This window comes from Sutcliffiella rhizosphaerae (assembly GCF_917563925.1).
In the GTDB taxonomy this organism is placed as follows: Bacteria; Bacillota; Bacilli; order Bacillales; family Bacillaceae_I; genus Sutcliffiella_A; species Sutcliffiella_A rhizosphaerae.
Genome location: NZ_CAKJTJ010000017.1, coordinates 33,386 through 56,879, shown reverse-complemented (window position 1 = coordinate 56,879; position 23,494 = coordinate 33,386). Strand labels below are relative to the sequence as shown.

Annotated in this window: 24 protein-coding genes; 18 read left to right on the top strand and 6 right to left on the bottom strand. The window is 37.0% G+C overall.

From position 1 onward, the window contains the following. Nucleotides 1–31: 31 nt before the first annotated feature. On the top strand, nt 32–745 hold the full coding sequence (locus tag LRP81_RS14650; protein ID WP_230502408.1) for a pseudouridine synthase: 714 nt from the start codon (nt 32–34) through the stop codon (nt 743–745). A gap of 529 nt (nt 746–1,274) precedes the next feature. Here LRP81_RS14650 and LRP81_RS14645 read toward each other — a convergent pair. Beyond that, on the bottom strand, nt 1,275–1,496 hold the full coding sequence (locus tag LRP81_RS14645) for a DeoR family transcriptional regulator (protein WP_230502367.1): 222 nt from the start codon (nt 1,494–1,496) through the stop codon (nt 1,275–1,277). 300 nt (nt 1,497–1,796) lie between these two features. Here LRP81_RS14645 and LRP81_RS14640 point away from each other — a divergent pair, with 300 nt between their 5' ends. The 4 genes from LRP81_RS14640 (at nt 1,797) to LRP81_RS14625 (ending at nt 6,497) form a co-directional block, all read left to right on the top strand. After that, on the top strand, nt 1,797–2,510 hold the full coding sequence (locus LRP81_RS14640) for an ABC transporter ATP-binding protein (protein WP_230502365.1): 714 nt from the start codon (nt 1,797–1,799) through the stop codon (nt 2,508–2,510). After that, nucleotides 2,507–3,643, top strand: a complete 1,137-nt coding sequence (locus tag LRP81_RS14635) for an ABC transporter permease (protein ID WP_230502362.1) — start codon at nt 2,507–2,509, stop codon at nt 3,641–3,643. Before LRP81_RS14640 ends, LRP81_RS14635 begins: the two co-directional genes overlap by 4 nt. A 5-nt stretch (nt 3,644–3,648) precedes the next feature. After that, the gene (gene pepV, locus LRP81_RS14630) at nt 3,649–5,064 is read left to right on the top strand and encodes a dipeptidase PepV (RefSeq protein WP_230502361.1); all 1,416 of its coding nucleotides are present in this window, start codon (nt 3,649–3,651) and stop codon (nt 5,062–5,064) included. 230 nt (nt 5,065–5,294) lie between these two features. Then, nucleotides 5,295–6,497 carry an MFS transporter gene (locus LRP81_RS14625; protein ID WP_230502359.1) on the top strand — a complete coding sequence of 401 codons (1,203 nt, stop codon included), beginning with the start codon at nt 5,295–5,297 and terminating at the stop codon, nt 6,495–6,497. A 47-nt stretch (nt 6,498–6,544) separates the two neighbouring features. On the opposite strand, the gene cysK is transcribed toward LRP81_RS14625, so the two are convergent. Continuing rightward, a complete protein-coding gene (cysK, locus tag LRP81_RS14620; protein ID WP_263458250.1) occupies nt 6,545–7,483 on the bottom strand; it encodes a cysteine synthase A in 939 nt (312 codons plus the stop codon). A 242-nt stretch (nt 7,484–7,725) separates the two neighbouring features. Between cysK and thpR the strand changes: the two genes are divergently transcribed. The 6 genes from thpR (at nt 7,726) to LRP81_RS14590 (ending at nt 13,564) form a co-directional block, all read left to right on the top strand. Then, entirely contained in the window at nt 7,726–8,283 is a 558-nt protein-coding gene (thpR, locus tag LRP81_RS14615) for an RNA 2',3'-cyclic phosphodiesterase (protein ID WP_230502357.1), read from the top strand. A gap of 9 nt (nt 8,284–8,292) precedes the next feature. Beyond that, entirely contained in the window at nt 8,293–8,685 is a 393-nt protein-coding gene (locus tag LRP81_RS14610) for a CidA/LrgA family protein (protein WP_230502355.1), read from the top strand. Beyond that, a complete protein-coding gene (locus tag LRP81_RS14605; RefSeq protein WP_230502353.1) occupies nt 8,682–9,368 on the top strand; it encodes an LrgB family protein in 687 nt (228 codons plus the stop codon). The genes LRP81_RS14610 and LRP81_RS14605 overlap by 4 nt, the downstream gene beginning before the upstream one ends. Nucleotides 9,369–9,384: 16 nt before the next feature. Further along, entirely contained in the window at nt 9,385–10,323 is a 939-nt protein-coding gene (locus LRP81_RS14600) for an NERD domain-containing protein (RefSeq protein ID WP_230502352.1), read from the top strand. A 91-nt stretch (nt 10,324–10,414) separates the two neighbouring features. Further along, complete coding sequence (gene pulA, locus LRP81_RS14595; RefSeq protein ID WP_230502349.1) at nt 10,415–12,562, top strand: type I pullulanase; 2,148 nt, start codon at nt 10,415–10,417, stop codon at nt 12,560–12,562. 201 nt (nt 12,563–12,763) lie between these two features. Continuing rightward, nucleotides 12,764–13,564: a phosphotransferase family protein gene (locus LRP81_RS14590; RefSeq protein WP_230502404.1), complete on the top strand. Its 801-nt coding sequence runs from the start codon at nt 12,764–12,766 to the stop codon at nt 13,562–13,564. On the opposite strand, the gene LRP81_RS14585 is transcribed toward LRP81_RS14590, so the two are convergent. Further along, nucleotides 13,559–13,837 (bottom strand): YtzH-like family protein, encoded by a 279-nt coding sequence (locus LRP81_RS14585; protein WP_230502347.1) that lies wholly within the window; start codon nt 13,835–13,837, stop codon nt 13,559–13,561. The two genes, LRP81_RS14590 and LRP81_RS14585, sit on opposite strands and share 6 nt — an antisense overlap. Nucleotides 13,838–13,996: 159 nt before the next feature. Here LRP81_RS14585 and trmB point away from each other — a divergent pair, with 159 nt between their 5' ends. Both trmB and LRP81_RS14575 read left to right on the top strand, forming a co-directional pair. After that, nucleotides 13,997–14,638: a tRNA (guanosine(46)-N7)-methyltransferase TrmB gene (trmB, locus tag LRP81_RS14580; protein ID WP_230502345.1), complete on the top strand. Its 642-nt coding sequence runs from the start codon at nt 13,997–13,999 to the stop codon at nt 14,636–14,638. A gap of 290 nt (nt 14,639–14,928) precedes the next feature. Continuing rightward, nucleotides 14,929–15,777, top strand: coding sequence for a YtnP family quorum-quenching lactonase (locus LRP81_RS14575; RefSeq protein ID WP_230502343.1), 849 nt, complete (start codon nt 14,929–14,931; stop codon nt 15,775–15,777). An 88-nt stretch (nt 15,778–15,865) separates the two neighbouring features. On the opposite strand, the gene LRP81_RS14570 is transcribed toward LRP81_RS14575, so the two are convergent. Then, the gene (locus tag LRP81_RS14570; protein WP_230502341.1) at nt 15,866–16,177 is read right to left on the bottom strand and encodes a PepSY domain-containing protein; all 312 of its coding nucleotides are present in this window, start codon (nt 16,175–16,177) and stop codon (nt 15,866–15,868) included. A 428-nt stretch (nt 16,178–16,605) separates the two neighbouring features. Here LRP81_RS14570 and LRP81_RS14565 point away from each other — a divergent pair, with 428 nt between their 5' ends. Both LRP81_RS14565 and LRP81_RS14560 read left to right on the top strand, forming a co-directional pair. Then, the gene (locus tag LRP81_RS14565; RefSeq protein WP_230502339.1) at nt 16,606–17,676 is read left to right on the top strand and encodes a M42 family metallopeptidase; all 1,071 of its coding nucleotides are present in this window, start codon (nt 16,606–16,608) and stop codon (nt 17,674–17,676) included. A gap of 188 nt (nt 17,677–17,864) precedes the next feature. Then, a complete protein-coding gene (locus LRP81_RS14560) occupies nt 17,865–18,401 on the top strand; it encodes a DUF84 family protein (protein WP_230502337.1) in 537 nt (178 codons plus the stop codon). Between the two features lie 36 nt (nt 18,402–18,437). On the opposite strand, the gene LRP81_RS14555 is transcribed toward LRP81_RS14560, so the two are convergent. Next, nucleotides 18,438–18,878: a YtoQ family protein gene (locus tag LRP81_RS14555; RefSeq protein WP_230502335.1), complete on the bottom strand. Its 441-nt coding sequence runs from the start codon at nt 18,876–18,878 to the stop codon at nt 18,438–18,440. A 163-nt stretch (nt 18,879–19,041) separates the two neighbouring features. Here LRP81_RS14555 and LRP81_RS14550 point away from each other — a divergent pair, with 163 nt between their 5' ends. Next, entirely contained in the window at nt 19,042–19,560 is a 519-nt protein-coding gene (locus tag LRP81_RS14550) for a hypothetical protein (protein ID WP_230502333.1), read from the top strand. A 71-nt stretch (nt 19,561–19,631) separates the two neighbouring features. Here LRP81_RS14550 and LRP81_RS14545 read toward each other — a convergent pair whose 3' ends face one another. Next, nucleotides 19,632–21,782: a methyl-accepting chemotaxis protein gene (locus LRP81_RS14545; protein ID WP_230502331.1), complete on the bottom strand. Its 2,151-nt coding sequence runs from the start codon at nt 21,780–21,782 to the stop codon at nt 19,632–19,634. Between the two features lie 273 nt (nt 21,783–22,055). Between LRP81_RS14545 and LRP81_RS14540 the strand changes: the two genes are divergently transcribed. Both LRP81_RS14540 and LRP81_RS14535 read left to right on the top strand, forming a co-directional pair. After that, entirely contained in the window at nt 22,056–23,069 is a 1,014-nt protein-coding gene (locus LRP81_RS14540; RefSeq protein WP_230502329.1) for a PTS transporter subunit IIC, read from the top strand. 4 nt (nt 23,070–23,073) lie between these two features. Next, on the top strand, nt 23,074–23,391 hold the full coding sequence (locus tag LRP81_RS14535) for a thioredoxin family protein (protein WP_230502327.1): 318 nt from the start codon (nt 23,074–23,076) through the stop codon (nt 23,389–23,391). The last annotated feature ends 103 nt before the right edge of the window (nt 23,392–23,494 follow it).

The window sequence follows — 23,494 nt, the reverse complement described above, 5'->3', positions numbered from 1 at the left end:
GGCCTCTTTCCCTATGAAGGGAGTAGCAAGCATGAGAATGGATAAGCTGTTAGCTAATAGTGGTTATGGAACAAGAAAAGAAGTAAAGAAGCTGTTAAAAACAGGTGTAGTTAAAGTGGATGGCGAGGTTGTGAAGGATGCAAAGGTACATGTTGACCCTGAAGTGGAGGAAGTTACGGTACACGATGATATTGTAGAGTATAGAGAATTTATTTATTTGATGATGCATAAACCACCCGGGCTTCTATCTGCTACAGAAGATAACCGACAGGAAACGGTAGTGGATATTCTGCAGGAAGAAGACAAAATCTTTGCGCCTTTTCCTGTAGGACGTCTTGATAAGGATACAGAGGGTCTGCTTATACTTACAAATGACGGGCAGCTTGCCCATCAACTTTTGTCACCAAAAAAACATGTACCCAAAACCTACTATGCAACGATAGATGGTGAGGTAACAGAAGAGGATGTCATTGCATTCAAAGAAGGCGTAACACTTGATGATGGATATGAAACATTACCTGCAAGCTTGGAAATTCTATCATCTGGCGAAAGTTCCGAAATAGAAATTACAATTATGGAAGGGAAATTCCACCAGGTGAAAAGAATGTTTCAGGCAGTAGGAAAATCTGTTACATACTTAAAAAGATTAAGTATGGGAAAGCTTGTTTTAGACGAAACATTAGAGCTAGGTGAGTATCGTGAACTCACAGATGAAGAGCTTGAAATGTTACAACAAAATAATTAAGAACCTAGTGAAGGGGGCTGTCTTTGAGATTTTAAATATCTGAGCATGCCTCTTTTTCTTTTGTTGCAGTGGGAAGATTAAGTTGGATGTCGACTATGTAAGGCTTTGGGCATGAACGAAGAAAAAATTTTGAGGTTGCGTCCAACGGAAGGCTTTGAAACACGAACAATAGAAACTCTATTTTTTAGTAGCACAAACACTTCACTTTATCAGTCCAGCATTTGGCTCTTGCTGGACTAAGATTGCGATTTCATGTTTTTTCAGTCCAGCATCCGGTTCTGCAGGGCTGAATTTGCAATTTTATGTTCTTTCAGTACCACATTGTTTTCCGCACACCTAGTGGAAAACCTGACACCATGTTTACGTTCAAAACTTATTTATCAAAAATCTAGCAAGGGTATATTACCGCCTTTAATAATGTTATATAAATTAAACTGATCACCAATTTCCCCTCTATTATTCCCAGAAATACGAATAGCCACCTTCCTTAAATAGGAACGTGGCTTATGGTTTATTTAAATATGTAGTTTTATGAAGTCAGCCTAACTTTTTTTTGCGTAGTAGTCCACTTACCTTTTGTTGGACTATGAACCAAGTCATTAAACGCTAGCACATTTAAATCACGCTGGATTGTTCGGGGAGTAATCCCGAATTCATCGACCAACTGTTGTGTGGATACAGTTCCTTTTTCATGAATAAACATGTAGACGGCTTTAATACGGGTTAGCATACGGTTAGTTGAAGGCTTCAAAAAACCACTCCTTATCCGGTATTTAACATGACACTACTAGCTAAATTCTTGATGAAAGGGCAATTGTTATAAAGTTAGTTTTTATTGTACACGATTTAAAGGAAAAAATACTAGAATAATGATGCAATTTACACAATTTTAACATATGTTCATAATGTTATTCCTATAAATATATCCAAATGGTGTGTGACTATATGCATTATTTTACACTACTCGACAGAAAATGGCGAGTTGTTTATAGAAAAATGTGAAACTTTCGACCTAATGCTCCGTATTTACAATGGAAAGGAGTGAACGGAATTGGAACTTTTATCAATTGAATTATCGAGTGCAGGCTATGATGAAGACATGTCTGTTTTAAAAAATATTAATTTTAATGTTAGAAATGGGGAAATGGTCGGATTAATCGGCCCAAATGGAGCTGGGAAAAGTACAACAATTAAGACGATCCTTGGGCTAAACCCATATTTTAAAGGGAATGTATCACTTCCTTCCAATAAGTCCTATGCTTATATCCCAGAAAAGCCAGTTTTTTATTATGACATGACTTTATGGGAGCATATTGATTTAATGGCAGCCCTATTAGAGATGGAAGAGGCTGTATGGAAAAAGAGAGTTGGGGATCTTTTGGAGTTATTTGATTTATCACATGTTATACATGAGTCCCCAGCTACGTTTTCCAAAGGGATGCAGCAAAAAGCCATGCTAATATTTGCCATCATGTTAAAACCATCTTTATATATCGTGGATGAACCTTTTATTGGACTTGATCCGATTGCTACGAAGAAGCTTTTGGAATTGTTTAAAGTAGAGCAGCAAAGAGGTGCAGGGATTCTTTTGTGTACCCATGTTCTTGATACTGCGGAAAAAATCTGTGATAGATTTGTGCTTTTATCAGACGGACAAGTGAGGGCGGAAGGAACACTTCTAGATATTCAGGACGGTTGTCATCTACCTGAAGGTTCCCTTTTGGATTGCTTCTTCACGATTGCAGAAAAGGAGCTTGCGACATGAGCTCTTTCCAACTGTATTGGAATCGTTTGAGAGAAGAATACAAATATCAATGGAAAAATACGAAAGCGATTATTGATTGGACGATTCTTATATATTTATTCCTTTTTATCCTATTCATAGGGGCAATGATTTATGATATGTTTCCTAGTTTAGTAGCACTTTTACAGGGAATACCATTTGGTCTTACCTTATTTATCGTCTATTATTTTGCATGGAATGGTACGTTACGAATTTATTATCAAAAGGCTGATCACTACTTTTTTATTCACCGGAATGATTTATTAAAGGGGCTGAAGAAATATGGCATAATTTCTTCTATTTTCATTACTTTTTTGAAAGGAATTCTTGTTGCTGTAACTTCGTATCTTTTGTTGAATGCAGTTGCTCCTGGTCTGCTGCCATGGTTCGAATGGGTACTGTATTATATTTCTATCATGCTATTCATCATGATCCTAAAAAAAATAATTGCTATGTTTTGGTTAGGGTGGAAAAATAGAGCGGTTAATATAGCTTTGTTTGTTCTGCTTGGAGGCATTACATACTTTACTATTAATTGGGAAATATGGGTACCTGTCATATCCATGTTTTTAATAGGAACATTGATCTTGTATTTATACTACTGGAGAACGGATAGTTTTATGAGTGATGTGGAAGAGAACGAAAAAATCCGCCAAAAGTATGTAGGAATGATTTTTTCTGCTTCAGAATATGTTCATATTCCAAAAGCTTCGAGTAGAACGAAACCTTTATTTTTCCGAAAGTCTGAGAGGATCTTTCAGGAAAGAAAACCACAGCATGCACTGACAGAATTGTTCTTTAAATATTTGTTGCGAAACTCTCGGCATATATTCTCTTATTTAAAACTGATTGGCATTACGATAGGAGTCATGACTTTCATTCCGTTATGGTTGAAGTTTGGACTCTTTGTAGCATTTTTCTTTTTCCTGAAAGAGTGGTTAAATATAGTATATGATGAGCTAGTTGGCCATCCTTTTTTGGATATGCATAAGGATAAGAAATTGGTTAAGGAAGAATACCAGGAGATGGTTACCCGCTGGCTATATTATCCAGCATTAGGAATAGTGGGGATTTCTCTGATCATGAATTCGTTTGTTCATTTTTTAGTGAGGTGAGAAAAATGGGGATTAATTGGCTAAATGAAGTGGAAATGCGTAAAGATGATTTAATAAAGGACACGCAAGCTTTATTGCAAATAAATAGTGTACTGAATGAGGAAGAAGTATCACCTGAATCACCTTTTGGTAAAGGGATTGAAGAAGCACTGCAATTTCTATTACAAAAAGGAAAGGCAGATGGATTTGTCACAAAAAATGTCGATCACTTTGCCGGGCATATTGAGCATGGTCAAGGAAAAGACCTAGTAGGAATCTTGTGCCATGTTGATGTTGTTCCTGAAGGGGATGGTTGGACAGATGAGCCATTTAGTGCGACGATCCGAGATGGAAAAATATTCGCTCGTGGTGCTATAGATGATAAGGGACCAACAATGGCAGCTTATTATGCCCTTAAGATAGTGAAGGAAATGGAACTTCCTCTTTCCAAAAGAGTTAGGATCATTATTGGTACAGACGAAGAAAGTGGCTGGCAATGTGTCGACCATTATTTTAAGCAAGAAGAAATGCCTACCATAGGCTTTGCCCCTGATGCTGATTTTCCAATCATTCATGCAGAAAAAGGGCTTGGTGACATACAACTTCATTTGAAATTTGAAGGGGAAGAAAATCAGTCACCAGCGGTCACTCTTTTATCATTTGATTCCGGACGCCGTTTAAATATGGTGCCAGACCATGCCCAAGCGACACTCGAAATTTCAGAAGGAATGGATGAGATAACCCATGCTTTCCAATCATTTATATCGGAAAATGCTGTTGAAGGAGAGTTTACAGAAGAAGGAAGTGCACTGACACTATCTATAAAGGGAGTATCGGCACATGCAATGGAACCTGATAATGGTGTGAATGCTGGCTACCATTTAGCGACCTTTTTAAACACCCTACCATTAGATTTGAATGCTGCTACATATGTTGCATTTATTAGTGAAAAATTAGCATTTGATTCTCGTGGAAAAAAGCTTGGCATTGATTATCATGATGCGGTATCTGCTGACTTAACAGTAAATGTCGGTGTTTTTCATTATGAAAAGGAAGCTTCAATTGGTTCAATAGGAGTTAACATCCGCTTTCCTGTAACTTGCGATACGGAGAGTGTAAAAGGGAAGTTAATGCAAGTGACACAAGAGAATAGCTTTGAGGTGAATAAATTCCGTGTGGTTCCTCCACACCATGTCCCAAAAGAACACGAACTAATTCAAACCTTGCAAAAGGTATATGAAGAACAAACAGGAGAAAAGGCAGACCTTCTTGCAATCGGTGGTGGCACATACGCCAGAAGTTTACAGGCTGGAGTAGCATTCGGCCCGCTATTTCCAGGCAGGGAGGATGTAGCGCATCAGAAGGATGAACATATATTTATTGAAGATCTGGTGAAGGCTACAGCCATCTATGCTCAAGCAATTTATGAGCTGGCAAAATAAATACTTATAATATAGTAGATTATGGTAGAATATAAAGGTCACCTCATGTAGGTGGCCTTTATTTTGGATTATGGGTATAAGGTTTGGTTGCATTAGCTATCACAAGCTAGTCGTTAAGAAGGTGAAATCCACCCTCGAAAGGCCAATTCCAATATTTTAAGGAGTTGAGCAAGCAGCAAGCGCTTTCGGTCCTCCTGCTATTTTTACGATTTGAGAAAGAAGGATATTAAATGGATAGTGTCAGCCAAATAAACAAGACAACAAGGTATTTTAACAGCTACTTCTTTTTGACTTTCTTCAGCTTTGGCGCGCTGTTCCCTCTATTAACTGTTTATTTGAAAGAGGATGTTGGTTTGACTGGTTCCCAAATTGGAATGATTATGTCAATAAGCCCAGTGGTCATGATATTTGTTCAACCATTTTGGGGGATATTCAGTGACTATACACAAAAACCAAAGCAAATATTAATTTGGACCTTATTTTTAACAGCTATTTCGGGTATAGTTTTTTCGTTTATGGGAACCTATGCAGGGCTCTTAATACTAGCTTTTTTACTAGCTGTTACACAAAGTGCGCTTGTTCCCATCTCGGATAGTATTACGATAAGTTATGTTCAACGTGTAAAAGGAAATTATGGATATATTCGGCTTTGGGGTGCTTTTGGTTTTGCAGTTGCTGTTCTGATAGCGGGTTGGCTTTCCGACTTTTTTTCACTAAAAGTGATCTTTTATACGTTTTCTGCTGCGTTATTAATAGCTACATTTGTTACCACACAATTGCCTAAAGAAAGCCAGGCAATCAGTGTTAATGTTAGAGATGGTTTAGGTACTTTAGTGAGAATGCCAAAGTTTGTGATGTTCTTAGTGACAACTTTTCTGATATTCGGCCCGATATTTGCTAATAATTTCTATTTTGGATTATTGATTACAGATATTGGGGGTACTGTTACTGGTGTTGGTATTGCTTTTCTTTTAGCTGCAGGTAGTGAAGCGCCTTTCATGCGGATAGCGGGTAAATGGATCAATAAGTTCGGACTATATGTGATTATGATAAGTGCTGCAAGCATTGCGATGATTCGTTGGACCTTATATTTTTTTGAGCCACCATTGTATGTGGTTTATGTGTCCACCATTGCTCAAGGATTTTCTGTTGGTCTATTTATCCCTGCAGCATTGCAGTTCGTTCGAGATATTTCTCCAACCTCTGCCCGTGCAACAGCCGTTTCATTGTATACTGCTGTCGGTAATGGTCTCGGATGCTGGTTTTGTACATTTTTAGGTGGTTTTTTGATTGAATATTATTCAGTTGCTCATGTATATCTATTTTTTGGTGTATTAACTTTGGGAGGACTTATTTTACTCATATTGATACGCCTGTCTGAAAAAAAATTGGTTAGAATATCAAAAAAAAACTTGCTGTCCAGAAAATCTTGAAATCCGATTTTCTGGCAGCTTCTTTTTTATAAATAACAAAATGAACCTTACTTATTTTCAAAATCAAATAAATCAGTTGTAAGGTATCTCTCCCCAGTATCACAAGCTATACAAACTACTACATCGTCAGGAGTTAATCGTTTTGCGACCTCAATAGCAGAGTAGCATGCTGCACCAGATGATGGACCAACCAAAATACCTTCCATACTTGCTAGCTTTCTTGAAATATCGTAAGCGTCTTCGTCTTTAATTTTAAAAATTTCATCATAAATATTTTGGTTTAAAATATTTGGGATGAATCCAGGACTTGTCCCAACAAGCTTGTGCTTTCCAGGTTTACCGCCTGACAATACTGGTGAACCTGCAGGCTCGACAACATGCACAGTCAGTCCATTAAAATGCTTCTTTAATTCTTCTCCTGTTCCTGTAATCGTACCGCCCGTTCCAGCTGTCGCTACAAATGCTGTAAGAGGTTTCCCTATTTTTTTCATAGCAGCAATAATTTCCTGGGCAGTTGCCTTTCGATGTGCATCGGAGTTTGCTTGATTATCAAACTGCATGGGCATAAAGCTGTTTGGAATTTCATTCACTAATTCCTTTGCCTTTTTTATTGCTCCTGGCATTTTTTCTTCACCTGGGGTTAATACTACCTCTGCCCCATATGCTTTCAATAAATTTATTCTCTCTTTGGACATTGTATCAGGCATTGTTAATATTGCCTTATATCCTCTTGCTGCTGCGTTCATGGCAAGACCGATTCCAGTGTTACCACTTGTAGGCTCGATTATGGTGAACCCTGGTCTAATTAACCCTTCTTTCTCTGCTTGGATAATCATATTGAAAGCGGCTCTGTCTTTCACGCTGCCACTAGGATTTTGAAATTCCAACTTAACGTACACAGTAGCTGCTCCATTTGGAACAATCCGGTTCAGTTTCACTAAGGGAGTATTTCCGATTAGTTCGGCCATATTAGTTACAACTTTCACATTATCCACAACCTTTCAATCTGTAACATCGATTATTCCGAATTGTATCATAAAAATTACTAAAGATGTTTTTACTAACAAGAAGAAAGTCTAAAGTTTTGGTTTGTCAAAATTATGATTGATGTAGATTTCTATGGGAATAAATACAGGTAAGTTTTTTCTTTGGTAAAATAGGGTTATTAGACATAAGCGCAGTTTATTTGAATGTAAATCTATATTATAAACAACAGTGGGGTGAAAGGATGAAAAATCATTTTTTTCTTGCAATACCATTGCCAGGTTCGTGGAAAGAGGAGTTTTCATTTTATATACAGAAAATAAACAGCAAATTTCCATTTGCCCGTTGGGTTCATCCTGATGATTTGCATATAACTTTAGCTTTTTTGGGAAGTGTAGATGAGGATCAAAAAGAGAAGTTGAAGGTATTGTTGCGGAAAGTAGCAAAAGAACACGCCACATTTCCCCTTTCATTTAGTGAGTTGGGCACTTTTGGCAATCAGCATTCTCCTCGGATTTTTTGGTATGGCACAGAAGAATCTTATGCTCTCCATGAATTGCGTAAAGACGTTTACCAAGCATGTGAGAAAGTGGGCTTTCAGTTGGATACACGCCCATTCCATCCACACATAACATTGGCTAGGAAATGGGTTGGACCTGGATCCATTAGCAGGGATACACTTCCTGAATATAGTACGATAAAAAATACGTTCAATGTTCGTTCAATCATTTTGTATGAAACTCATATTAATAAGATACCGAAATATGAAGCCAAGGCAGAATTTCCTTTAATAGGGGAGTAGGGGTTAGTTATGTGGGGAATAAAAGTAATAGTACAAATTAGCATTATTTATTTGTTTTATCTAATAGGGATGGTGCTTCAAGACATGTCAGGCATACCTATTCCTGGGAGCATTATAGGTATGCTCCTTCTGTTTCTTTTATTATTAACAGGAATAATAAAAGAGAATTTCCTTAAGGCTGGAGCCGAGCGCTTGCTTTTATATTTGCCACTATTTTTTGTACCTGCCACTGTTGGTGTCATGGGGCATTTTGGGTTTCTATTCAGTAAACCTGGAATGGTGATGCTTCTGGCCCTTTCAGTGGGCACCTTTTTAGTTTTGTTGAGTTCAAGTTGGGTTGCTCAAAAAGCAACTGATGTGGTCGATAATAAAACAAAGGCTTTAGGGGGAAAGGCAAGATGATTGTTTTGCAAGGGAGCCTTTATATCCTTTTTACTATTATAGTATTTTGGTTCATGAGAATGATTTATTACAAATATAAATTCTCCATCCTAAATCCTGTAGTTACAACTACAGCTGTCATTATAGTCGTCTTATTGGGGATGAATATCAATTATGCTACATATATGATTGGCGGTTCGTGGATTCAAGAATTTCTGGGACCTGCTGTTGTGGCACTAGCTTACCCATTATACAGCCAAAGGGATACGATCGTTCGTTATCGCTTTCCTTTAGTTGTAGGATTGCTAACTGGGGTAACTGCAGGAATTGTCTCAGGGTTATTTTACGTAAAGGTAGCTGACTTAGATTTCAGCTATTCTGTTTCATTTCTTCCAAAGTCTGTCACTTCTCCAATTGCAATGGACATTGCCCATATATCAGGTGGAATTCCTAGCCTTGCCGCAGCACTTGTGATTATTAGTGGTGTCATAGGTGCAGTCATTGGACCAAAACTATTAAACTTTTTAAAAATCACCCATTATTTAAGCGTCGGACTTGGACTGGGATGTGCAGCCCATGGAATTGGTACAGCAAAGGCAATGGAGTATGGTGAGAAGGAAGCAGCCTGCAGTTCCATCAGTATGACACTTTCGGCATTATTATATGCACTTGTTTTACCGACTACCATTCATTATTTTTTATAGAAAAGAGTGATCACCTGTGGCGCAATTAATTAAATTACAAGACTATATAACTCGGTATGAAGCAGATATATTTCGCTATCCAAGCCAATACATTCGCTTAAAGAAACAAAAATGGCATATATTCGAAGAAATGAGGAGATTTCCAGTTGCACCATCTCCTGAAGTGGTGGAGGTAGAGAAAGAGCAATTGAAAGATAATAAATGGAGCACTCTTGTTAATACTTTCAAAAAAAAGGAAGAGGTGGAGGAAGAATTGTTTGTAGGGAAACTTAATCCATCTGAATCAGACTTAGAAGACGATTGGGAGCTGCCAGAGCTAACAGAAAGATTAACACCTGAAGAGAGAAAACAAAAATTTCTTGACTCCATTCTGCCTGTTCAGATTAAATGGGCTAGCTCAACTATTCGAAAGATTTCCTATCTTCAACAAAATTATAAGAAGGATAGTCTCTTAAAATATTTTCTTCAACGATTTCCTGATACATATTTTGTGATGTACAAACCAATTTTTCTTATTAAGCAAGCTCCAGTAGAATTGGAAATAATCATCATTACTCCAAGCGAAATACTTGCCATCTATTATTTGGATGAACAAACTGACAGCGTGGTATTGGGGAGTAATGAACGTTTCTGGTCCGTACGTGAAAAAGAAAATGAAAGAAAATTGGTCAATCCAACCATTAGTCTGAATCGGATGGGTACAATCATAAAGAATATCCTTACACCTTATGAAATAAATTATCCGATAAAAAAATTGTTGCTGCACCCTAAAGGCTATATAGATATTTTCGATGTACCAACAGAAGTGGAAGTAGTAGACAAGCGTACATATGATAATTGGTTTGTGAAAATGAGAGGAAATAGTTTGCCTTTGAAAGCTAATCAATTGAAAGCGGCAGGGGCACTACTATCCCATTGCCAATCCACTTATATGGATAGACCAGAATGGCAATAATGGAGGAACATTCTATTTGCATTCAATCTTTACACAAATGATGAATAGTATACAGGTAGCGGCATTTTAATAGTAAAAGGGGAGAGTAAAGATGATTTTCATCAAAAGAGATTTTGAAGCATATTTGGATGAAATGGATAAAATAACCATTATTTTACCGAAAGAAATTCATCAAGGCGAATCTTCTACCTTTTCCCTTTTATACGGTAAAACAACAACCGAATTAATTATTATTGAAAAAATCCCATTACCTAACAACATGAAATATGTTTGTAAAACAGAAGCTAGAGTGTTAATTGGTGATAAGTATATGGTCAAGGACGAACATAATAGAATAACGGATTTGCAAATTGGGGCAGTGATTCGAACAGAAAGCTTTGACCAAGCTTTTCACTATGAGAAGGATGACCTAGGTTTTGCCTATCAAAAAACTGAAACCGCTTTTACACTTTGGGCACCAACTGCCTCTTCGGTTAAAATAAAGCTTCTTGCCCAGAACATAACAGAACCTATTCTATACAGCCTTACACGAGGAGATAAAGGTACTTGGCGAATAACAGTAAAAGGGGATTTAGAAGGATACCGATACACTTATCTGGTTTGTGTTAACTTAATATGGAGAGAAGCAATTGATCCATACACACCAGCGTCCAGTATTAATTCAGGTGCTGGAATTATCATTAATGAAGAAAAAGCAAGCATCCCAAAAGTTCCATTATTACCATTTAAAGAGGTAACAGATGCCATTATTTATGAACTGCATGTTCGCGATTTTTCATCTCATTCCAAAAGCGGCATGAATTACAAGGGGAAATATGCGGCATTTTCTGAAATACCTCCCATCAGCGAATGCGGTAAAACTGGGTTACCTTATTTGCTCGACCTTGGTGTTACACATGTTGAGCTTTTACCAGTAAACGATTACGGAGGAGTAGACGAAAGAAACCCAAATGAGTCTTATAACTGGGGATATAATCCTCTTTTATTTAATGTACCGGAAGGAAGCTATGCTACAAATCCAGAGGATCCCTACTCAAGGATAATAGAATTAAAGGAACTGATAAACACATTTCATCAACAAAATGTAAGAGTCATTTTGGATGTGGTTTATAACCATGTGTTTATAAGGGAAGATTCTTCCTTTGAAAAGATTGTTCCAGGATATTTTTTCCGACATGATGACCACGGAATGCCCTCTAATGGTACAGGGGTTGGAAATGATTTAGCATCAGAACGAAAAATGGTCCGAAAATTTATCATAGATTCTGTGAAATACTGGTTGAAAACATATGATGTAGACGGCTTTCGCTTCGATTTAATGGGTATTTTGGATATAGATACGATGAATCTTATCCATCAAGAAGTAAGAGCCATTAAACCTGATGTAATTATTTTAGGAGAGGGATGGGATTTAAATACCCCACTGGCATCCGAGAAAAAAGCAATGATCAAGAATGCTAAAAACATGCCTAATATTGCTTTTTTTAATGATATGTTTCGGGATTCCATCAAAGGCAGCACGTTCAATTTGTTTGACAGGGGATTTGCGTTAGGAAACAATCATAAAATTTCTTTCATGAAGCAAACCCTGTCTGGTAGTATTCCGTTTGAAGCAGGTGTTAACGGTCTTTTTAATGAACCTATTCAAACAATCAACTATGTAGAGTCACACGATAATCATACTTTGTGGGACAAAATAAATCTAAGTAACCAGCATGAAGATGAGGAGACCAGAAGAAAGCGGCATACGCTGGCAACATCCATCGTCCTTCTTTCGCAAGGAATCCCATTTTTACATGCTGGACAGGAGTTTTTTCGAACAAAAAATGGAGAAGAAAACAGCTATAAGTCACCTGATTCCATCAATGGTTTGGATTGGGGAAGAAAGCATTTATTCGAGGATAATGTTGATTTTATTAAAGGGTTAATTCAGCTCAGAAAATCCCATAAAGCATTCCGACTATCTTCCACTACTGAGATTCAACAACATTTGAAGTTTCCTCTTGTGAAACCAAATTTGATTATGTGCCATCTTCATGAAGTAAGTAAATATGGAAAATGGAATCATATCCTTATTTTATTTCATAATGGTCTCCAAGCTGAAAACATCTCTTTGCCAGGTGAAGGAGAGTGGGAACTTCTAGTTAATAACAAGCAAGCAAGTGAAATTCCCTTTGCAAAATTGAATAGAAACATTGCAATAGAGCCTATCAGTACAGTAGTCCTTGCTAGAAACTAATTGTTTCACAAAGACTTGATTTAATATTGATTTAACGATAAAATTTAAAAGATAGCTATTGCAAATTTCAATAGCTGTTTTTTTTGCTTATTAGCAAATTGTTCAATTCGCACGGCTTACCGGCTTATGAACAAGTAGATACTAATTTTAATTTAGCGCTTGCGCTTTTCTAATATATGATAATGAAAAGTTGTGTTGAAATTGAAGGTGAAATGGTTGGAACATTTATTAGGTGATGAGTGGAAAATTAGTCCTGCCGGTGGTTTGACAGGAGACGCATATTTCGCTCAAAATGACGGAAAAAAGCTTTTCCTAAAAAGAAATTCATCGCCATTTTTGGCTGTTTTATCTGCTGAAGGGATTGTCCCCAAGCTAGTATGGACGAAACGCCTAGAAAATGGGGATGTAATTACGGCCCAGCACTGGATTAGTGCAAGAGAGCTAAAGCCAAACGATATGAATATGGAGTCTGTAGCTCAGCTATTGCACAAAATTCACCACTCAAAAGAGCTACTCGATATGCTCACACGACTTGGCAAAGAGCCGGTTGAACCTTCCAATATATTGGAAGATATCAGAAACGGTATGGCACTAGAGCTATTGTCTTTAGAAGTGATTCAAAAATCATTGGATTTCCTAACAAAAGAAATAGTAAACGTCCACTTTAAAGATAAGGTAGTATGCCATTGTGATTTAAATCATAACAATTGGCTGCTTTCGGATAACCAAGAGTTATTTTTGATTGATTGGGACGGTGCGGTCATTGCTGATCCTGCGATAGATTTGTGCATGTTATTATATTGGTATATACCTGAAAATAATTGGTCTGACTGGCTATCCACATATGGGATAACATTAACTGATAGTCTTCGCCACAGGATGCATTGGTACGTGATTGCCCAAACAATCCTTTCTGTTCAATGGTACCATCACAAGAATATTGACAAAGAGAAACAAAATTGGCTCAACTACCTGGATAGACTTTTACCCATTGAATTATGAGTAGGAATCAATAACTTCAATCCAGTTGGTAAATTTGGATTGATGTAATTGGTTATGGTCATGGTCATTATCAGAATTAATACCAGCTTGACTGTAGGTATAAATATCTTGTAAGATGTGTTTCACATTTTGATCAATTTCACTATTGACCATTAGTGATTTGATTACCCGTTCTAGTTGCTCATATTCTGCAACAGAACCACAGCAATCAATTTGATGATCCGCCAAAATATCCTTTAAAAGATGTATTTGATCATGATAATTTAACGGCATTTTTCAGCACTCCTTTAATTAATATATGTACTAGCCTTTGTTTATTTATCATTCTTATACACGCAAAAGAATCGGTCCAATGTGATCGGTTCTTTTCTGTGAAAAAAGTCTACTAAGGTAAATCACAGATGGAATAATTTAACGTTTGAGGTGACATAAATGAGATTTCGAAACAAACCTTGGGCGGCAGAATATATTGCCGAACACTCCTATTATTGCATCCTTGGCCCAGAGAACCGTAAAGGCAAATGGCACGAGGTCTTTGGAAATGAACATCCCATTCATATTGAAGTTGGGACTGGAAAAGGAACATTTATTACAGAAATGGCAAAAGCCAATCCCCATATTAATTATATAGGTATTGAATTGTTTGAAAGTGTTGTAGTAAAAGCACTAGAAAGAGCAGTAGTTGCAAACGTTCCGAACGTAAAGCTACTAAATGTCAATGCTGAAAAGCTTACAGAATACTTTGATAAGAACGAAGTGGACAGGGTATACTTGAATTTTTCTGATCCTTGGCCAAAAAAACGCCATGCAAAAAGAAGGCTTACGTATAAAACGTTTCTTGATTTATATAAATCGGTATTGGTACCTAAAGGGGAAATCCATTTTAAAACGGACAACCGTGGATTGTTTGAATTTTCCCTTATGAGTTTTTCAGAATACGGCTTACTTTTAAATTACGTTAGCCTTGACTTGCATAATAGCGATTATGAAGGAAATATCATGACGGAGTACGAAGAGAAATTTTCCAGTAAAGGATTTCCTATCTACCGCTGTGAAGTCCAATATAAAGAGTAATCAGAAGCTGTCCCTTTCTTTGTGTGGGGCAGTTTTTTTGTTTGGAGTGCTATGGTGGTCCCTCAACATGATGAATTCAGTGACGATTTGGAGATTTCAATGCTCTATTTAGAGATTTCAATAATGAACTATTTCGAATTTTTCTGACTGATTTGTTACAATGAAGTTAGCCTTATACAAAGGTTAAATTCGCACATTTTGTTGTATTTGCGAACATAGGGTCAAAGTTCAAAAGGTACATTTTACAAATTAGCAACATAGGGTGCCTACTCAAAAAAGGGGAGAGACAAATGGAAACATTATCTTTAGGGAACTGGAAATTAACGTGGTTGAATGGGGGGGTTACACATCTGGATGGGGGAGCGATGTTTGGTGTCGTACCAAAAGCACTCTGGTCCAAGAAATACCCTGTAAATGACCTTAATCAAATCGAATTACGAACTGATCCAATATTGATTCAAACTGGAGAACATAATATTCTGGTGGAATCAGGAATTGGGAATGGTAAGCTTACTGAAAAACAAAAACGAAATTTTGGAGCGACTGAAGAGTCTCAAGTAATAGAGGATTTAAGTAAACTTGGATTGACGCCTAATGATATCGATATTATTATCATGACACATCTGCATTATGATCATGTATGCGGTTTAACGAATTATGATTCTTCAAAAGGTGAGTATGTTTCTGTTTTTCCTAATGCAGTAATTCATGTATCCGATACAGAATGGTACGAGATGTGTAATCCTAATATCCGTTCAAAGAACACTTATTGGGAAATGAATTGGCAAGGTATCGAAAAACAGGTAAAGACGTTTAATTCAGAAGTGACAGTAGTGGATGGAATAAAAATGATACATACTGGCGGGCATAGCGATGGACATAGTATTGTTGTTTTAACACAAGGAGAAGATATTCTCTTTCATATGGCGGATTTAATGCCAACTCATGCTCACTTGCCATCTTTATGGGTACTGGCATATGATGATTATCCAATGACATCTATCCATGCGAAAGAAAAATGGATCAATGAAGGGCTAAAGCAGAATGCGTGGTTTACCTTTTACCATGATGCCTTTTACCGTGCAGTGAAATGGAATGAGTCAAAAGAAATAACCGAAAAAGTGGAACGCCATAGATAGGAGAACAAAAGGAAAGGCTGTCAGCCAATTGATATTTGACGGACAGCCTATTTTATCTTGAAATAATCTTCAGCAAGCATTTGTTACATTACTTTATTTGATTCACATCTAAAATGACACCAGTATGCTTATCTACTATAAATTCATACTGTTCCAATACATCATTCACTCTTCGTGAAATTCCACCTCTGTATATATTATAGGAAATATCATTTTTACTAATGGTTTCTGGAATCATTTGTATCCACGAACCATCCACAGGTCCTTTCTTTTTAAAGGCTTCTTTAGCTATTTTTAAAGCTTTCTCCGGTTTTATAGATGTTTGTTTTGTAGCTTCAGTAATGAACAATGCAGCCGCAGCACCTATGCCTGCACCAATTAACAAGGCTCTCCATTTCATATTCACTTCATCCTTTCAAAATTTCGTCTAAGTAATTACATCGTTTATACGAAATGCACCGGTTATATTTATATTACTTATAGTATATCGTGTAAATCAAATAAATGTCATGATAAAGGTGGAAACAGAAAAGAAAGTTCGATACAATGTAATTAAAATATTTCGAGTATCTAAACGACGAAGTATGAAAAGGCTGTTTTCGCAAACTTTGTTGCCTTTGCCAACGGTTACATGAAACTAGTAATAATCTTTATTGCCTTGCTCTTTTCCTGTATTTTAATTTTAAAAAAATGGCAAGCTTCCGTGCAAATTGTATGTGAAAAGTCCAGAACTTGACTTTTCACAGGGGAATAACAACACTTTTTTAAAAAAAAGAGCCTTTGAAAATGTTTGAATACATAATTGATGATGAAAAGGGGATGACCTAATTGAATCAGGAAACATTGACACTTTTTAAAACGTTAACAGAATTACAAGGTGCGCCAGGCTTTGAACATGACGTGCGTGGCTTCATGCGCAGTGAATTGGAGAAGTATGCAGATGAAGTAGTACAAGATCGCCTCGGAGGCGTTTTTGGTGTGAAAAGAGGAGATGAAACAGGTCCTACAGTAATGGTTGCAGGTCATATGGATGAAGTAGGTTTTATGGTTACTTCCATTACAGAAAACGGAATGCTACGCTTTCAAAATCTAGGAGGCTGGTGGAGTCAAGTCCTCCTAGCTCAACGTGTCCAGGTAATGACTGATAATGGACCAGTTGTAGGAGTAATTGGATCCATCCCTCCTCATTTATTGGATGAAGCAACTCGAGCTAAACCGATGGATATGAAAAATATGCTGATCGATATTGGTGCAGACAATAAGGAAGATGCTATCAATATCGGGATTAAGCCAGGGCAACAAATCGTACCTATTTGTCCATTTACACCAATGGCAAATGAAAAGAAAATTTTAGCTAAATCATGGGACAACCGTTATGGATGTGGACTATCGATCGAATTGTTAAAAGTTCTTCAAGGCGAATCCATTCCAAATGTGTTATATTCTGGTGCAACTGTACAAGAAGAGGTTGGTCTAAGAGGGGCTCAAGCAGCAGCAAACATGATCAAACCAGATATTTTCTTTGCGCTTGATGCATCACCTGCAAATGATATGACAGGAGATAAGAAAGAGTTTGGACATCTTGGCAAAGGAGCTCTTCTTCGTATATATGATCGCTCCATGATTACACATACAGGGATGAGAGACTTTGTACTGGATACTGCTGAGACAAATAGTATTCCTTACCAATATTTTATTTCACAGGGTGGAACGGATGCAGGACGAGTTCATACTTCCAATGAAGGCGTTCCTTCAGCAGTCGTAGGAATTTGTTCGCGTTATATCCATACTCACGCTTCTATCGTTCATGTAGATGATTATGCAGCAGCTAAAGAACTAATCGTAAATCTAGTTAAATCAGCAGATCAATCTACAGTAGATTCCATCAGAAGCCGATAAATGTCAGTGCTTTATTATAGTGAAAAATGTATAGGAACAGACTGATGAAATTGTTTTGTGCGACCTTGGGTAGAGCGGTATAAATCAGTTGCAAATTGTGATGAAACATCTTTGTCGCCAGTCTGAAGTGGTGAGGAAAAATCCTCATCACTTTTTTATATGGACAATCATGTTAGGAGTGAAAGAGAATGAAAGTTGTAATAGGTTCCAATAATCCTGCAAAGTATAATGCAATAGAACAAGCGCTTGTTGGTCTAAGTATAGAGGCTTCAACCGTCAGGGTAGATGTTGACTCAGGTGTCAGTAATCAACCATTATCAGATGATGAGACAGTTAGAGGGGCCTTACAACGTGCAAGAAATGCATTATATGAATGTGACGAGGCAGTGTTTGCGATTGGATTGGAAGGTGGAGTGGTGATAGACGATACCGCCACACATAATGTAATGGTTTGCAACTGGGGAGCTCTTGTTGATAAGGAAGGAAATGAGTTTATTGCAGGTGGTGCAAGAATCCCTCTGCCAGAAGCATTTCGAGGACCGCTATCAAAAGGAATAGAACTGGGTGAACTCATGGAAGAATATTGTCAACGTAAAGATATTAGAAAGCATGAAGGAGCCGTTGGCATTTTTTCTGGAGGGGCAATTACACGAACACAAATGTTTGAACATGTTTGCAGATTATTAGTTGGTCAGTGGATCCATAAAAATAAGCAGGCATTATGATGCCTGCTTCAAATTGTTGAAACGGATATATGTATGTTACTCCAATACATAGGAAAGTACTTTTAATGCCTGATTAACATTTTCAACTGTCACATTGGCTTTATTGGATAACTCTTTTAATGGGTGATGAAGTTTTTCAGGACGAATCAATATTAGTGGCTTTTGTAATGTAATGGCAGCACTTGCATCCATAGCTGTATTCCATTGTTTATATTGTTCTCCAAACAAAGCAATAACTAGGTCAGATTGTTTTATTAGTAATTGGGTTCTTAGATTGTTAATTTGAGAAGCAGCTTCGTCCTTAGCTATTGCGTTGCTTTGGAGTCCCATCACTAATTCGCCAATGTTGTCAGAGCGATCATGGTCTGTCATGGGACCAACAAATTCAAGTGGAAGGTCCAATGCCTTTGCTTTTTCTGTTAATTCTTCTCGCCAGCTCGTATGGATTTCTCCCGCAAGATAAGCAGTAAATTTCATGTCAATCCCTCCAAATAGTACCTCTTGTTATTTTTCTATAAACTAGTCTATCATAAAAATGATAATAAAGTGATAATTCGAAATTATACTTGTCAAGCATAAAGAATAATCGTTATGATAGAATTAGTGATTTTAGTTCTATTGTACTAAAGGAGTGAAGATTTTGTTTTTAGGAAGAGCCATTATTTCTTTTATTTTTGTATCCCTATTTTTATTGACAGGTTGCTCAGTTTCTTTGGAAGACGCATCAGAAAACGCAAAGGGAACTTTTGATGAAGTCTTGAAATCGGAGAAAAAGGAAGTTAATGCAGAAGCAAGTACCTTTCATTATTACCTTCCTCCCCAGTTTGAAGTAGATACAGAGGATGACAATAATATTATTTTTGCATATAAGGACGAACCATATATCTTATTTGTGAATCTATTTGAAGAGCAAGACTCCAAAGTGCTGTACGATTCCATAAAATCTAGTTATCCACAAACTCATTTAGACCACACTCTATTAGAAGATGGGAGATTAGGATACTTACTTATCGCTCCGGTTTCTGGTGAAGAAGAGGGGATGCATGAGGTGACAGTGGGAATTGGTGGTGTGAGGATGACTACAGTAACAGAGACTAGTAATATAGAAAATAGTACGAAAAATATGATGGAAATAGTTTCCTCAGTCACAATTAAATAATTTAAAGGAATCCTCTAAAATAAAGGGGCTACCAGACGAAAATAATTGCTTTCTGGTATGCCCCTTTATTATTATTTCTCTTTCTCTTCTTCAGTAGATAATGGTTCTTCTATACTGGTTGCGACTTCATCTAAAATGTCATGTTCATTATTTTCTTTAGCTTCCGAAATCTCATCTGAAATAAACTCTTCTGGATCTGTTGTGAATTCATCTTGATTCGAAACAACTTCTGTCAGTGTCTGTTCTTCTTCTACAACAAATTGACTTACTTCTTCTTGAAGATCGGTAGCAATCGTGGAGAGAGAGATAGCAGCATGATTAACTTGTTCAATTGCCACAATTTGATGTTCACTAGATGCACTAACCTGTTCAGAAGTAGCTGCAGCTTCTTCTGAAATATAATGCACTTCTGAAAGCTTTTCTTCTAATTGCTGATTAGATTGGGTAACTTGTAAAATCGCTTCTTGTACATCATCGACTTTTTGATTGATTTCATGTACATTTCCTGCGATTCTTTCAAAAGAAACTTTTGTTGTATCAACAGATTGCTGTTGTAAATCACGATATTCATTAAACTGCAAGGCATCGTTGGACAGCTTGTTCATTTGAGTACCCATTTCGTTTACTAGCTTTTTGATAGACAGCGCCTCATGTTTAGAGCGTTCTGCTAGTTTACGAACTTCTTGAGCTACCACAGCAAACCCTCTGCCTGCTTCACCAGCTCTTGCAGACTCAATAGCTGCATTTAACGCTAAAAGATCTGTATTCTCCGCAATTTCTTGAATCGTTGCGACGATGGAGTTAATCTGTTGTGATTGTTTTGTAGCTTGTTGCACTCGCTCTGTTAAGTGATTTGCAAGCTCTAGGAACTGCTCAGAAGATTGATGTAGATCTTTTACTACTGTCAAACCTTCTTCTCCTGTCACCTTTGCAAGGTCTGCTTTTGATTTAATTTCACTGCTTAAGAAATTTGCTTGTTCGACTGCTTCTTTTACTCTTTTTAAAATATCTGTACTTTCATCAAGATGCAGTGCTTGCTCGCTTGAACCAATGGCAACCTGTTTAATCGCTTCATTTACCTCAGTAGATTGAGCGGTTGTTTCTTCAGACACTGCTGCTAAGTTTTCGGATGCTGATTGAAGTTCATCCGTTGCTTTCATAACTTTCAATAAAGACGTCTGCATTTTCTCTGCCATTGCATTGAATGTATGAGCTAGTTCAGCCATTTCATCTTTAGTTGTAATAGGAACCCTATGGGCAAAATTACCTTCTCCGATTTTTGTTGCCCCATCTTTGAGAGATTTAATCGATGATGCTATCTTGCGGTTGAGAAGGTATCCTGTCGCACTTAAAAACACTAACAATAATAAACTGATTCCCAAAATTAAAATCATAATAGTCTGTAGTTTAGTATTGGACTCTTGTTGTAAACTAGATTGGAGGTCGGTAACAGCTGCCTCTACTTCATTAACACTTTGTTCAACAGAGTTACTGATCTCTTCAAAACTGCGAACAAATGCATAGGTTGAGTTATAGTTATTAAACAGATCCTGCATTGCTTGAACATAAGGAGTATGCAGGCTAAGTAATCCCTCTCTTTGTGCATCTGGAAGGTCAGTTTCTGTAATTTGTTCTTTGAATGTTTCAGCAGTCTTCATAAAGTCTCGGTATCTTGCTTCTTGCTTTGTTGCAAGAAATTGTTGTTCGTAAAGTCGCAAATTCATTAATGTTGTGTTTAAATTTTCTTTGTTTGCCCCTCTTACATTAATTACGAGGTTACGAACATAGCCGTTCATTTCCCCCTGCAGACCTGTGAACTCTGTATAACCGATTTCTTGATAAAGCTCTTCTAGTGGTATATATACACTTAAATAGTTGGCTGCTTCCTGCTCAATTTTAGAAAAGTTGTCAGCTATCTCCTCATACTCAGCAAATTCGGCTTTCAGTTCAGCTGCGTCCTCTTGAATTTTTGCCATATTTTCTTTAATTTTGCCGGATGTATCTTCACTTGGAATCCTTAAGAATTCTTGCTCATTTTTTCTCGTATCAGAAAAAGCGAATTTTATTTCCTTACTGCTATTTACTGCTTCAAATAGAGTTGCTTCTTGTTCTTTTGCATTAGACTGCGTAAAGTAAAAGAAGAAATTAAATAACAATACAATGATTAATCCAACAATTGATGCCAATAAAATAAATCTTACTCTACCCCTAATTGTATTCATGGTACCCCCCTAAATCATTAAAAACTTTCGAATTTTATATCTTTTACTAAAAATCAGACATTTGAAAATAATTATAGACACATTTCTACAAGTTTCACAACAGAAAGTTTATTAATGGCTTCTTTGAAATAATAATGAAAAATTGTAAGGCTGTGGAAGGTGTAAAATGGATATCTATAAATTATTTGAATAATCTACTAGTATATATCGACAGTTTTTCGTTATTATTAATGGTAATTGCAATAGAAATATGAAAGAAGAAAGAGTGAGGATATGAAAGGTTTTTTACATAAAAAGGGAGTTTTCTTATCCCTTAGAGTATATTTTATAGAAGGACTAAGCTATATGGCTTTGGGGCTATTTTCCTCCTTAATTATCGGATTGATAATAAAGACATTAGGAGATCAGCTCGGATGGCCTCTATTTACTGATATGGGTTTACTCGCAATGGGATTAATGGGTCCTGCTATAGGAGCAGCTATTGCGTTTGGTTTGAAAGCGCCACCTTTGGTATTATTTGCTACGCTCGTCGCAGGTGCTGCAGGAGCCCAGCTGGGAGGACCTGCTGGTAGTTTTGTTGCCGCTTTGTTTGCAACAGAAGTGGGTAAGATGGTTTCGAAGGAAACGAAAGTAGATATTCTTGTCACTCCTTTTGTTACAATATTTACTGGGTTTCTAGTCGCCAAGTTTATTGGGGCACCTATTGATTTAGGAATGAACACACTTGGTTCTGTCATCATGTGGGCAACAGAACAACAACCTATCATTATGGGGATTTTCGTAGCTATTTTGATGGGATGGGCTTTGACAGCTCCCATCTCAAGTGCAGCAATTGCAATGATGCTTGGACTTGAAGGGATTGCTGCAGGAGCTGCAACGATAGGTTGTGCTGCCCAAATGGTAGGGTTTGCAGTAAGCAGTTATCGGGAAAACAAAATGTCAGGTATTTTAGCTTTAGGAATTGGAACTTCCATGTTGCAAATACCTAATATCATAAAAAATCCTTGGATTATAGTCCCGCCGACGATAGCAGGAATCATTTTTGCACCACTAGGAACGACATTATTTCAAATGACAAATGTAAAAGAGGGAGCTGGGATGGGGACCAGTGGTTTAGTAGGACAAATCATGACTTTTACTGAAATGGGTTTTTCTTTATCAGTTCTTTTAAAAGTTCTTTTACTTCACATTATTGGTCCAGCTGTGGTAAGTTTGGCAATATCCGAATGGATGAGGAAAAAACTATATATTAAATATGGTGATATGAAAATTAATATTGGAGGCTAGCAAAATGGAAAAATTACAATCGTTGGAGCAATTTTCACAACTAAAAAGTGAGAAGGACGTAGTTTTTATGTTTTCAGCAGACTGGTGCCCAGACTGCCGCATCATTGAGCCAGTATTGCCTGAAATAACAGAGAAATTTAATCAATATTCGTTTATTTATGTAGATCGCGATCAATTTATTGATTTATGTACCGATTTAAGTGTTTTTGGAATTCCCAGTTTTGTTGCTTTTAAAAATGGGGAAGAGGCAGGCAGATTTGTGAGTAAGGATCGCAAAACACAGGAAGAAATAGAGAGTTTTCTATCTTCATTGGATAAATAAAATAGAGGATGCTGGCCACTTATAAAGTAGGCCGGCATTTTTTGAATCTGCTACTGAAATCACCAGAAAAAAAGGAGGCTGATAGAAAACCATTGATCATGAC

What these genes read in the sequence shown, in the direction of transcription:
- LRP81_RS14605 (WP_230502353.1), top strand. Translation starts at nt 8,682, where the DNA reads ATGATTGTTTTGCAAGGGAGCCTTTATATCCTTTTTACTATTATAGTA.
- pepV (WP_230502361.1), top strand. Translation starts at nt 3,649, where the DNA reads ATGGGGATTAATTGGCTAAATGAAGTGGAAATGCGTAAAGATGATTTA.
- LRP81_RS14555 (WP_230502335.1), bottom strand. Translation starts at nt 18,878, where the DNA reads ATGAAATTTACTGCTTATCTTGCGGGAGAAATCCATACGAGCTGGCGA.
- trmB (WP_230502345.1), top strand. Translation starts at nt 13,997, where the DNA reads ATGAGATTTCGAAACAAACCTTGGGCGGCAGAATATATTGCCGAACAC.
- LRP81_RS14535 (WP_230502327.1), top strand. Translation starts at nt 23,074, where the DNA reads ATGGAAAAATTACAATCGTTGGAGCAATTTTCACAACTAAAAAGTGAG.
- LRP81_RS14560 (WP_230502337.1), top strand. Translation starts at nt 17,865, where the DNA reads ATGAAAGTTGTAATAGGTTCCAATAATCCTGCAAAGTATAATGCAATA.
- LRP81_RS14635 (WP_230502362.1), top strand. Translation starts at nt 2,507, where the DNA reads ATGAGCTCTTTCCAACTGTATTGGAATCGTTTGAGAGAAGAATACAAA.
- LRP81_RS14575 (WP_230502343.1), top strand. Translation starts at nt 14,929, where the DNA reads ATGGAAACATTATCTTTAGGGAACTGGAAATTAACGTGGTTGAATGGG.
- LRP81_RS14650 (WP_230502408.1), top strand. Translation starts at nt 32, where the DNA reads ATGAGAATGGATAAGCTGTTAGCTAATAGTGGTTATGGAACAAGAAAA.
- LRP81_RS14570 (WP_230502341.1), bottom strand. Translation starts at nt 16,177, where the DNA reads ATGAAATGGAGAGCCTTGTTAATTGGTGCAGGCATAGGTGCTGCGGCT.
- LRP81_RS14610 (WP_230502355.1), top strand. Translation starts at nt 8,293, where the DNA reads ATGTGGGGAATAAAAGTAATAGTACAAATTAGCATTATTTATTTGTTT.
- thpR (WP_230502357.1), top strand. Translation starts at nt 7,726, where the DNA reads ATGAAAAATCATTTTTTTCTTGCAATACCATTGCCAGGTTCGTGGAAA.
- LRP81_RS14540 (WP_230502329.1), top strand. Translation starts at nt 22,056, where the DNA reads ATGAAAGGTTTTTTACATAAAAAGGGAGTTTTCTTATCCCTTAGAGTA.
- LRP81_RS14545 (WP_230502331.1), bottom strand. Translation starts at nt 21,782, where the DNA reads ATGAATACAATTAGGGGTAGAGTAAGATTTATTTTATTGGCATCAATT.
- LRP81_RS14585 (WP_230502347.1), bottom strand. Translation starts at nt 13,837, where the DNA reads ATGCCGTTAAATTATCATGATCAAATACATCTTTTAAAGGATATTTTG.
- pulA (WP_230502349.1), top strand. Translation starts at nt 10,415, where the DNA reads ATGATTTTCATCAAAAGAGATTTTGAAGCATATTTGGATGAAATGGAT.
- LRP81_RS14625 (WP_230502359.1), top strand. Translation starts at nt 5,295, where the DNA reads ATGGATAGTGTCAGCCAAATAAACAAGACAACAAGGTATTTTAACAGC.